Here is a 12,209-nt window from a genome sequence, read left to right as displayed (position 1 = left end):
AGGTGATTATGAATTTGATCCTCAAAAACGCACGAGTGGTCTCCATGAGCTCGGGAGCCGACGGCTATCAGCCCTCTTCCTCTCAAGATATCGTTATCGAAAGTGGTAAAATCGTGTCTATCTCTTGTTCAAACCACGAAGTACATGCTTCTGAAATAGAACAACCGAGCATTGATAGCTCTGCGGATTACATCACCTATGATTGCAAGAACAAGCTCGTCACCCCAGGGCTGATTGATTGCCACACTCACCTCATATTTGCAGGCAATCGCGCCAACGAATTTGAACAGCGTTTGAATGGTGTCTCTTACACGGACATCGCCAAACAAGGCGGCGGGATTCTAGCAACAGTCACGGCAACACGCGCAGCACAAGAGTCTGAACTGGTTGAAATGGCATTACCGAGACTCGATGGCCTGCTAAGAAGTGGCGTAACCAGCATCGAAGTAAAATCTGGCTATGGTTTAACACTTGAAGATGAACTCAAGATGTTACGCGCGGCTAAAGCGTTAGAAAATCATCGTCGTATTAAGATCACCACTACTCTCCTCGCTGCCCATGCTGTACCACCAGAATATAAAGAGCAGCCCGATCGTTACATTGATCTGGTCTGCCAAGAGATTATCCCTAAAGCTGTAGAGCAAGGGTTAGCTGATGCAGTTGACGTGTTTTGCGAATCTATCGGCTTCAACCTAGAACAAACCGAACGCGTATTTGCAGCGGCTAAACAGCATGGCCTCGCGATTAAAGGCCACACTGAACAACTTTCGAATATGGGTGGCAGCGCGCTTGCAGCAAAATACGGTGCACTCTCTGTTGACCATGTTGAATACCTTGATGAAACCGGAGTCAAAGCGCTGGCAGAATCAGGCACAGTTGCAACCTTATTACCCGGCGCTTTCTATTTCCTAAAAGAGACTCAACAGCCACCTATTGCCCTACTTCGCGAACACAACATTCCAATGGCGATAGCGACCGACTTAAACCCCGGTACTTCTCCTTTTGCTGACCTAACGTTAATGATGAACATGAGCTGCACCCTGTTTGGCACAACGCCTGAAGAAGCACTGCGTGGCGTGACGTGTAATGCTGCGGCTGCCATTGGCGACTCACAAACCAAAGGCAAAGTCGAAGTGGGTTATGCCGCTGATTTAGCTATCTGGAATATCGACCACCCTGCCGATCTAAGCTATCAAGTAGGTGTACCTCATCTGCATAAACGCATTGTTAATGGCGAGGTGTGTCATGACTCAATCTAAGTCCAACGGCATTCAAGAGAACGTAAAAACCATACATAACTTTGTGTGGACTGGGCGTAATGATCTTGAAGATGGCGCACTCGGCACTCGCGTTCATCACATTACCAAGCAAGTGCAAAGTAGTGATTTAAGTGACGATCTGACTGACAGCGCTATCGCCTTGGTGGGCTTTGCCAGCGATGCCGGTGTCGCAAGAAATAAAGGACGCGTGGGCGCGAAACAAGCACCCAACCTGATTCGTCAAGCGTTAGCTAATATGGCTTGGCACAGTGACGCACACATCGCGGATCTCGGTGATATCGAGTGTAATGATGGTCAGCTCGAAGTTAGCCAAAAACAGTGTGCTTCTGTGATTGCCAATGTTCTATCCACTAACAAAGTGATTACCCTTGGCGGCGGTCACGAAGTGGCTTGGGCATCGTTCCAAGGCCTCGCTGAGCATCTACATAAAAAAGCTGAACACCTTGATAAAATTCAACCAGAGCGCAAACCTAAGATAGGCATCGTTAACTTTGATGCTCACTTTGATCTTCGTGAATTTGAAAGCGACATCGCTGACGTCAAACCAAGCTCAGGCACACCGTTTAACCAAATAAGTGACTACTGCCAAACGTATCAATGGCCGTTTCATTACGCTTGTCTTGGTGTGAGTGCAGCTAGCAATACCAAAGCGCTGTTTAACAAAGCCGACCAACTGGGCGTTTGGTATGAACACGACCGCAACATGACCCAAGTAAACCAAGCCGCTCAACTGGTTAAGTTGCAAAAATTCATCGCTGACTGTGATTACCTCTATCTCACTATTGATCTCGATGTCTTCCCTGCGGCGACTGCACCGGGTGTAAGTGCACCAGCAGCAAGAGGCGTGAACTATGAAGCACTCGCTCCTTTTCTAGAACAGATTTTCAAACACAGTGAAAAACTCATTATCGCGGACATTGCGGAATATAACCCAGACTACGACATCGATGGCCAAACGGCTCGATTGGCGGCACGTTTGTGTTGGGATATTACCAGTGCAATGGCAGGCGACTAATCCAGCTATACCGATAACTACAACTACAACTACAACTACAACGATATAACGTGAAACAGAAGGAATTCCAAAATGACGGAACACCACAACAGTGACCCTCGTCTCGACACGACTCGCGAAATTCGCGCACCTCATGGCACCACTTTGCGCGCTAAATCTTGGTTAACAGAAGCACCGCTGCGTATGCTGATGAACAACCTAGACCCTGATGTGGCAGAACACCCACATGCACTGGTTGTGTATGGCGGTATCGGTCGCGCGGCACGTGATTGGAAATGTTATGACAAGATTGTTGAAGTATTAGAGCGTTTAGAAGACGATCAAACGTTACTTGTTCAATCAGGTAAACCTGTAGGCGTATTCCCGACTCATAAAAACGCACCTCGCGTACTGATCGCTAACTCGAACCTTGTTCCACACTGGGCAAACTGGGAACACTTCAACGAACTCGATAAAGAAGGCTTGATGATGTACGGCCAAATGACCGCAGGTAGCTGGATTTACATTGGCTCACAAGGCATCGTTCAAGGTACTTACGAAACCTTTGTCGCTATCGCGAAGAAGCACTTCCTAGGTGAAGCGAATGGCAAGTGGGTTCTAACTGGCGGCCTTGGCGGTATGGGCGGCGCTCAGCCTCTTGCTGCAACTATGGCTGGCTTCTCAATGATCGCGGTTGAATGTGATGAATCACGAATCGACTACCGCTTACGTACTGGCTATGTAGACAAAAAAGCCACCAGTTTAGATGAAGCAATGGCAATGATTAAAGAGTCAGACACACCTATCTCTGTTGGTCTATTAGGTAACGCCGCAGACGTATTCCCAGAGTTAGTTGAACGTAACATCACGCCTGACGTAGTAACTGACCAAACATCTGCCCACGATCCACTGAACGGTTACTTACCGCAAGGTTGGACAATGGAGAAAGCAGCGCAAGAGCGCACCATTGATGAAGCAAAAGTGGTGAAAGCCGCGAAACAATCGATGGCGATTCAAGTTCAAGCGATGCTCGACCTACAATACCGCGGCGCAGCAACCGTAGATTACGGCAACAACATTCGCCAAATGGCACTAGAAGAAGGCGTGGAAAACGCATTTGATTTCCCAGGCTTCGTTCCTGCTTATATTCGACCTTTATTCTGCGAAGGTATTGGTCCTTTCCGTTGGGCTGCCCTATCTGGTGACCCGGAAGACATCTACAAAACAGACCAAAAAGTAAAAGAACTGATTCCAGACAACCCGCATCTACATAACTGGCTAGATATGGCGCGTGAACGCATTCAGTTCCAAGGCCTACCAGCGCGTATTTGTTGGGTTGGATTGAAAGATCGTGAACGTTTAGGCCAAGCATTCAATGAAATGGTTAAAAATGGCGAACTAAAAGCACCAGTTGTTATCGGTCGTGACCACCTAGATTCAGGTTCAGTAGCGAGCCCGAACCGCGAAACTGAAGGCATGATGGATGGCTCAGATGCAGTGTCTGATTGGCCTCTATTGAATGCCCTTCTGAACACAGCTGGTGGCGCAACTTGGGTTTCTTTGCACCACGGTGGCGGCGTTGGTATGGGCTTCTCACAACACTCGGGTATGGTGATTTGTTGTGACGGCAGTGAAGATGCTTCGCAACGTATTGCTCGCGTACTTCACAATGATCCAGCAACCGGCGTGATGCGTCATGCAGATGCGGGTTACGATATTGCCAAGCAGTGTGCTAAAGAACAGAAGCTTGATTTACCTATGCTAAACGAAGAACTTCGTCGCCTTTAATACCTGGAGATAACATGTTGAATTTATTACTTAAGCCAGGACTTCTAGGCCTATCTGAACTTCGTAAAATCAGCCGTAGCCCTGTGAACCTGTCACTGGATCCTGCAGCTATCCCTGATATTGAAGCGAGCATGCACGTTGTCGAACAAGTGATTGCTGAAGATCGCACTGTATACGGCATCAACACAGGTTTTGGCTTACTAGCAAATACCAAAATCGCCCCTGAAGATCTCGAAGTTCTACAGAAAAGTATCGTACTTTCTCACGCAGCGGGCATTGGCAAATTTATGTCTGATGAAACCGTGCGTTTGATGATGGTATTGAAGATTAACAGCTTGTCTCGCGGTTACTCGGGTATCCGCCTCAAAGTGATTAATGCCCTTATTGATCTTGTAAACGCACAGGTTTACCCATGTGTACCACAGAAAGGCTCAGTAGGTGCATCTGGAGATCTTGCTCCCCTTGCCCACATGAGTACCGTTCTGCTAGGTGAAGGTCAAGCACGTCACAACGGCAAGATCATCACAGGTTTAGAAGCAATGCAGATCGCAGGCCTTGAGCCAATCACGTTAGCGCCGAAAGAAGGCTTAGCGCTGTTAAATGGCACACAAGCATCGACTGCATTCGCATTAGAAGGTCTGTTCGCAGCGGAAGACTTGTTTGCATCTGCAACAGTGTGTGGCGCGATGTCTGTTGAAGCAGCACTCGGTAGTCGCCGCCCATTTGACCCTCGTATTCACCGCGTTCGTGGTCATCGTGGCCAAATGGATGCAGCGCTTGCTTACCGCCATATGCTCGATCAAAAGAGTGAGATTGGTGAATCACACACTTGTTGTGAAAAGGTTCAAGATCCTTACTCACTGCGTTGTCAGCCTCAAGTGATGGGTGCCTGCTTACAGCAGATTCGTAACTCAGCTGAAATTTTAAATGTTGAAGCGAACTCGGTATCGGACAACCCGCTGGTTTTCGCTGATGATGGCGATATTATTTCAGGGGGTAACTTCCACGCAGAACCCGTCGCAATGGCAGCCGATAACCTTGCGTTGGCCATTGCCGAGATAGGTAGCCTGTCTGAACGAAGAATGGCATTGCTGATTGATAGTGCACTAAGCAAACTACCACCTTTCTTGGTCGATAACGGCGGCGTGAACTCAGGCTTTATGATTGCTCAGGTTACCTCTGCAGCATTGGCGAGTGAGAACAAAACCTTAGCGCATCCTGCGTCAATAGACAGCCTACCTACTTCTGCAAACCAAGAAGACCACGTATCAATGGCCACCTTTGCCGCTCGTAGGCTTAGATACATGGCTGAAAACACCCGTGGAATATTGGCAGTAGAATACTTAGCAGCAGCACAAGGACTCGATTTCCGAGCACCAAATCTATCGTCCCCTCGTGTCGAAGAAGCGAAACAGATTCTGCGTGAAAAAGTCAGCTTCTACGATAAAGACCGATATTTTGCTCCGGATATTGAACAAGCTAACCTATTACTCAAGTTATCAGTGCATAACCACCTAATGCCTGAGGGGACTCTGTGTAGCTTTTAAGACAGAAACAATCTGAACAACGCTCATTAGAGTGTTATATAAACAAGGGCTATTGATTAGCCCTTGTTGCATTGAGCTAATCACCATATCCTCCTTAAAATCCCCACATACCATCCAACGTATTTATCTAATCGGTTGATATATAAGAAAAGTTAACTGGATAGACCATTAGAGCGAAGTTAGTTAGCTATAATCCACCCCAGATTTGATGACTAATAGCGATACTATGTTTCTGACACCTTACTTTTCTACTGAAGACAATCAATTTCAATTCACTCGTGAACAGGCTAGCCACTTTGCTAAAAAAGTAGCCGCTGACTTCAACCCAATTCACGATGAAGACAACAAGCGCTTCTGCGTGCCTGGCGACCTTTTGTTTGCAGTTCTTCTGCAGAAAGAAGGCATCAGCCAAAAAATGCGTTTTGATTTTTCAGGTATGGTTGGTAACGGTATTGCGCTAAGCGTTGACAACAAATGTGAGAAAGAAAGCTCACTGGTTGACGAGAAAGGCAAAGAGTACCTACACATGTCTTGTGAAGGTGAAAAGAGCCACGACCAAGCGTTCATCGAGCACGTAGTAACAAACTACGTTAAGTTCTCTGGCATGAACTTCCCACACATCATGGTTCCTCTTATGGAAGAACAACAGATGATGATCAACTGCCAACGTCCTCTTGTGATTTACGAGAGCATGGAAGTTGAATTTACTCGCCTAGACCTGTCTCACCCAGAAGTTGAATTCTCTGGCGCAACTTTTGATGTTGAAGGCAAGCGTGGCATCGTGACTCTGAACTTCGACTTCAAAGAAGACGGCGAAGTAGTCGGTAAAGGCGTGAAGCGCATGGTAGCAAGTGGTCTTAAGCCATACGACCAAGCTTCTGTCGACGACCTAGTAAACCGCTTCAACGAGCGTAAAGAGATGTTTCTAGCTCAGTTCGCAGCTGCCGCTTAATCAGCATCCTTATTTACACATCTCGATGTAAATAAGCTCTAGAGTAAGATCAATAAAGCCCAGCTTGATATCCTCAAGCTGGGCTTTTTCATTCTTAACAATAGACCATGGTTTAAATGACAGTCACAGGTCTTTAATGACTACCTTTCCTCTTAAATAACGAAAATGACTTACGTCTCATCGCGCCGCCTAAAAGCATCACCAGCCAATACCAACCTAGTGAACCACCTGTCTTTTTGATGATTGGGTCTTCCGTTAAGCTTAACTCTTTAATCTCATCGGTATAAGCAAAGTTCTTAATGGTCACTCTGTCATGCCCTGCAGCCCCCACCTCATCTTTGCTGTACGCAATCATAAAACTATTGTCTTTAGCTCTCGCCATTGGCAATTCAACAGTCCCAGATAGTTGCCCCGCAAACGCGCCGACTTCAAAGCCGTTAATATAGATCTCCATATAGTCATGTTCTTCTTCAGAAAATACGGTTAGATCCAAAGACACAGTACCAGTTGGGATACCTTCAACAATGAATGCGGTGGATTGGCCATTGCCGATATCCGGTGAAGCTATCGTATTCCCTTCAACATCCCAAGCTTCGGTGCTGTATACACCATTTTTAGGTAGAGTGACGAGCACGTTCACCGTGTCAGAAACCTCATTCGCGCCAATAGCATATGCCTTTGACGTCACCACATCGACTAGTGAGTCGGTCGAAAGCTTGACACCAAAACCATGGTTACCCACTGAGTCTATGTTGTAGCTTACAGCCACTTCACAACTCTCATTCGGCGATAGCGTCATACAACTATTGCTCTTTATGATTGCACTGCCATTGTAAGTTATGGGATCGTTTGTACCGACAGCTAAAGATACGTTGGTTACATTAATCTCTTGATCTGATTTGTTCGTAAATTCAAACTTGTGTTCAAGTAGGCCCAAAGGTTGAGCGCCTAACATCACTTTAGTTTGGTAACTAAAACCTGCCGTCTTCTTATCAATCCAGTCAGCAAAGTGGCTTATGTTGGTGTATACGCCGAATGCATTTGGCTGTGCACAACCTTCCCCCCAACTCACAAGACCTAGCTGTTCGTAGTTACCATTGGTGTATAACATGATTGGGCCACCGCTATCTCCATTACATGAGTCACGACCACCTTCTTTGTAACCAGCACAAAAAGCATCAGAGCCAATATCTGAATATCCATCTCCTTGACCAAGGTTACATTCACGCTGACTAACCAAGGGAACATTCACTTGATGCAACTTACTCGTCGATGAGTATTGCTCTTCTGATGAATTCTGGTCACCCCACCCTATGACCGTTAGCATCTGACCTGCATTCAAATTATCACGGACATGACCATCGACAAGGTTGACCGCAGACTTCGTGGGCCTGTCACTAAGCTCAATAATGGCAATGTCATTGCTCGCAGGCTCTTGAGTATAATTTTCATGGGTATAAATTTGCTCAACAGAATAGCGGTGCTGCTCTACGTCGGGCGAAGAAAGATCAGAGACACCAATGACAACCTCAAAATCTTGGTTACTGCTTGCTTCGATACAGTGTGCTGCTGTGAGTACATATCGCTCACCAATGAAACTTGCGCCGCAGAACTGCCCTTCGTAGGCGTCCATATTTTTTGAAACGAGAGCGACCATGAATGGCCAACTACCTTTTGTCGCTTCGTTACCGTTGATAATTTGAGGGGAGATATCTGCCAACACCGGCATTGAAGAGAGGCCAACCGCATAAATACTTAGTGGCAGCCATTTTGTCTGGATAACTTTCATTACCTAACCTTTCATTTGTTTTAATAATGACGGGCAGGTTATTTGATAAAAAATAAATATAAAAGGTAAGCACACCAAAATATGGCTTACCTTGAAAACGTAACGGATATTAGTGATTGGTTAACTCATTACCCCACAGAAAAAATCACACCCAACGTCTAACCTTTTGTTTGTAATCAACATATTCCGCACCGAACAATTGCTCTAGTGCTCGCTCTTCTGGTTTGATTTGGAAGTAATTCATGTAGATTACGAAGCCAAAGCTGAGTAGTACACTGAAGATATTCTGGAAGAAGTAACCAAAGCTGAACAGTAAGATGAATAGCCCTAGATACATTGGGTTTCGCGTGTAGCCAAAAATCCCGCTATCGACGACGGTAGAAGCTGTCCCGACCTTAATAGGATTAACAGTAGTTTTCTGTTTTCGAAATTCCCAAACACCAGCCAATCCAATAACACCGCTCAAAACTATTCCGACACCAAGAATGATGAACTTAAACGGCAATCCTACTGCCCCTGTATTCAACTGTTGAGCGCTGAAGTAAGAGGCGACTAAGACCAATATAAAAAGAGCAACCGGGGGGACTTTTAATTCAAGAAATCTCATAGCTTTCCTTATTAACAATTCCATTGTTAGTTTAGAAAAAAGCCCAGCAATTGCTGGGCTAAATGTATTAAAGAATTTTGGCTAGCGCCTGTAATGGGTGGGCAAGCTTCTCACCCTCAAAACGCTTCACTTGGCTTCGGCATGAATATCCTGTCACTAAGCAACGCTCTTTCGGTAAGTCTTGCATCCTTGGCTTCCAACTTAGACCGTATATGTCTTTCGACATTTGTAGCTTATCGACTTCGTGACCAAAAGTACCCGCCATACCACAACAGCCGACAGGAACACTGGTTAACGCAGCACCAAAGTGTTTAAAGATTGCGCCCCACTCTTTTTCAGCGTTTGGCATCTTGGTCTTCTCAGTACAGTGAGCGAACAAGTACCACATCTCTTCACTTGATGAGCGCGCTTCGAATTCACCCAACGATGGCATTAACCATTCATGCACCGTGAGCACATCAAAGTCGCCACGTTTGTCACCTAAGATCTCGACATATTCATCGCGATAACAAAGTACTAACGCCGGATCGACACCCACTAAAGGAATGCCGATGTCAGCTACCATCGACAAGAAATCAGAAGTCGATTTAGCCTCACGTGCAAAACGATTTAAGAAACCCTTGATGTGCAGCGCTTTACCATTCGGTTTGAACGGCAGTAGTACTGGTGTTTTGCCAAGCTTTTGAGCCAGAGTGACGAAGTCTTCAATCACCTCTGCATCATAGAAGCTGGTAAACGGGTCTTGAACGATCAACACATGCTGTTTCTTCTGTTCAGAAGACAAGCCTTCTAAATACTGTAAGTCGAAGAGTTGCAGCTCTTTATTTGACAGACGATTTTTTAGCGTCGGCACCGACATCAGTGGTGCATCAACATAACCAATCGTTTTAGCCGTTGCGGTTTGGATCCACTTTTGACCCAATGCTGCGTTCACCACTTTCGGCGCTTTCGCCATCAATGGCAGCATGGTCTCGATATTAGCCACCAAGTAATCTTTCGCAGGACGTTGGTAGCGAGAGTAATAGATATTTAAGAATCGTGAACGGAAACTCGGCACATCAACTTTGATCGGACACTGGCTCGCACATGCTTTACATGCAAGACAACCGTTCATCGCTTCATGGACTTCATGCGAGAAATCGTACTCATGGCGTTTGTTCATCGTGTTGCGAACACGCTCAACCATGGTTTTAACGGGTGTGTTGTCTTTCAACGCTTCTTGTTCAAGGTCGAGAATATCTACACCTTGTTCAGTCAGTTGGCGCAACCATTCTCGAACCAAGCCTGCGCGGCCTTTCGGTGAATGACGTCGGTCAGCCGTAACTTTCATTGAAGGACACATTGGCGAGCTCGTATCGTAGTTGAAACACAAGCCGTTACCGTTACATTCCATCGCTTGCTTGAAGCTGTCACGAACTTGTACGTCGATCTGACGATCGTAGAAACCACGCTTAGTATCAGTGACCTTCACCAATTCAGCGTCACTTTCTAAGGGCGTACAGATCTTGCCAGGGTTCATTTTGTTGTGCGGGTCGAATGCCGCTTTAACACGTCTTAATTCGGTAAATAGCTCTTCACCAAAGAAGTCTGGTCCATACTCAGAACGGAAGCCTTTACCGTGTTCACCCCACATTAAGCCACCGTATTTCGCCACCAGCTTAACCACTTCATCAGAGACCTCATGCATCAAGGCTTCTTGCATCGGGTCACACAAATCTAATGCTGGACGAACGTGCAAAACGCCAGCATCAACGTGACCAAACATGCCGTAGTTCAACTCTTTTGAATCAAGCAGGACTCTAAACTCAGCGATGAAGTCAGCCAAGTTTTCAGGTGGGACACAAGTATCTTCCGCAAAAGCGACTGGCTTAGCTCGGCCTTTCGCCGCACCTAATAAACCCACCGCTTTCTTACGCATGTTGTAGATTCGGCCAATGCTCGCCAAGTCGCTACACACTTGGAAGCCAATCACGCCCGCTTCTTCGCTTTCAACCATGGTTTCAAGGCGCGCAGTCAGCGCTTGAACTTGCTGTTCAACTTCCGCTTCATCTTGACCTGCAAACTCAACCATATTGATGCCAAGCATCTCTTTGTTCGGTACATCGGTCAGCAGGTCGCTCACGGTGTGCCAAACAATATCTTGCTTCGCTAAGTTCAATACTCTTGAATCCACCGTTTCAACAGACAGCGCTTTAGCTTCTACCATGAACGGCGCATTACGCAGCGCAGAATCAAACGTGTTGTATTTGACGTTGACCAGTGTGCGCGCTTTTGGAATCTTGGTTAAGTTTAACTTTGCTTCTGTAATGAATGCTAACGAGCCTTCAGCGCCACATAGAACGCGAGTCAGGTCAAAGCTATCGTCTTGTTCACTTATCGCGTTCTTTAGGTCATAGCCTGTTAAGAAGCGGTTCAGCGGAGGGAATTTATCTAAGATTTGAGCGCGCTTGTCTCTACAAACCGCCTCAGTCACCGCAAGTGCATGGTGAGCGAATTCACCCTCAACGGGTAAGCCATGTGATAAATCAGATTCTAGACATGAACCATCTGCGAACACCGCTTGCAGCGACAATACATGGTCTGACGTTTTACCGTACTTCAATGACCCTTGACCCGAAGCATCGGTATTGATCATGCCGCCTAAAGTTGCTCGGTTACTGGTAGAAAGGTCTGGAGAGAAAAAGTAACCATAAGGGCGAACTGCATCATTCAATTGATCTTTAACGACACCAGACTGAACTCTTACCCAGCCTTCTTTCTCGTTAATCTCAAGAACCTTATTCATGTATCTTGATAGGTCAACCACGATACCTTTTGTTAAAGATTGTCCGTTGGTTCCCGTACCACCACCGCGAGGGGAGAAAGTCACACGTTCGTAAGCGGATTTAGAAACCACTTTACCGATAAGCACAACGTCTTGCGTTGTTTTAGGAAGGATGACCGCCTGCGGCAATTGCTGATAGACACTGTTATCAGTCGCCACAGCCAAACGGCTAGAATATTGAGATTCAATGTCGCCAGTAAAGCCCGCTGTTTTTAGTTCATCTAAAAAGCGTACGACAACTGGATCGACATCAGCATTGAGTTGAAGTCTTGGTAACATTTGCTTCCTGCCCCTACTTCGCTGATCCTATCAGCATTGGGTTATCTGAGATTTTTAATAATTTTCTTTGAATTTCGTCACTTTACTACTATTAAGATCATATAAAAAGGTGATCAAATCAGAATCTCAGTGCAAGAATGGAGAAATAG

8 protein-coding genes are annotated in these 12,209 nt (G+C 46.1%); 5 read left to right on the top strand and 3 right to left on the bottom strand.

Annotated elements, in window-relative coordinates; all coding sequences use genetic code 11:
• Window positions 1–8: 8 nt before the first annotated feature.
• The 5 genes from hutI to AB8613_RS15400 all read left to right on the top strand — a co-directional run bounded on the left by hutI (window position 9) and on the right by AB8613_RS15400 (window position 6,561).
• Entirely contained in the window at window positions 9–1,259 is a 1,251-nt protein-coding gene (gene hutI, locus AB8613_RS15420) for an imidazolonepropionase (protein ID WP_372384080.1), read from the top strand.
• Window positions 1,246–2,295, top strand: a complete 1,050-nt coding sequence (gene hutG, locus AB8613_RS15415; protein ID WP_372384079.1) for a formimidoylglutamase — start codon at window positions 1,246–1,248, stop codon at window positions 2,293–2,295. The genes hutI and hutG overlap by 14 nt, the downstream gene beginning before the upstream one ends.
• Window positions 2,296–2,367: 72 nt before the next feature.
• Window positions 2,368–4,062: a urocanate hydratase gene (gene hutU, locus AB8613_RS15410; RefSeq protein WP_372384078.1), complete on the top strand. Its 1,695-nt coding sequence runs from the start codon at window positions 2,368–2,370 to the stop codon at window positions 4,060–4,062.
• Between the two features lie 14 nt (window positions 4,063–4,076).
• On the top strand, window positions 4,077–5,609 hold the full coding sequence (hutH, locus tag AB8613_RS15405) for a histidine ammonia-lyase (RefSeq protein ID WP_048663594.1): 1,533 nt from the start codon (window positions 4,077–4,079) through the stop codon (window positions 5,607–5,609).
• 226 nt (window positions 5,610–5,835) lie between these two features.
• On the top strand, window positions 5,836–6,561 hold the full coding sequence (locus tag AB8613_RS15400) for a DUF3581 domain-containing protein (protein ID WP_010438254.1): 726 nt from the start codon (window positions 5,836–5,838) through the stop codon (window positions 6,559–6,561).
• 133 nt (window positions 6,562–6,694) lie between these two features.
• Here the strand turns inward: AB8613_RS15400 and AB8613_RS15395 are convergent, their stop codons facing one another.
• The 3 genes from AB8613_RS15395 to AB8613_RS15385 all read right to left on the bottom strand — a co-directional run bounded on the left by AB8613_RS15395 (window position 6,695) and on the right by AB8613_RS15385 (window position 12,060).
• A complete protein-coding gene (locus AB8613_RS15395; RefSeq protein ID WP_372384077.1) occupies window positions 6,695–8,350 on the bottom strand; it encodes a trypsin-like serine protease in 1,656 nt (551 codons plus the stop codon).
• 145 nt (window positions 8,351–8,495) lie between these two features.
• The gene (locus AB8613_RS15390; RefSeq protein WP_372384076.1) at window positions 8,496–8,957 is read right to left on the bottom strand and encodes an isoprenylcysteine carboxylmethyltransferase family protein; all 462 of its coding nucleotides are present in this window, start codon (window positions 8,955–8,957) and stop codon (window positions 8,496–8,498) included.
• Window positions 8,958–9,024: 67 nt separating this feature from the next.
• Window positions 9,025–12,060: an FAD-binding and (Fe-S)-binding domain-containing protein gene (locus tag AB8613_RS15385; RefSeq protein ID WP_372384075.1), complete on the bottom strand. Its 3,036-nt coding sequence runs from the start codon at window positions 12,058–12,060 to the stop codon at window positions 9,025–9,027.
• Between the last annotated feature and the right edge of the window lie 149 nt (window positions 12,061–12,209).

Origin of the sequence: Vibrio sp. BS-M-Sm-2 (assembly GCF_041504345.1) — a bacterium.
Lineage (GTDB): Bacteria > Pseudomonadota > Gammaproteobacteria > Enterobacterales > Vibrionaceae > Vibrio > Vibrio satsumensis.
Note: the sequence above shows the minus strand (reverse complement) of the source record. Positions and strands in the feature narration are given on the sequence as shown.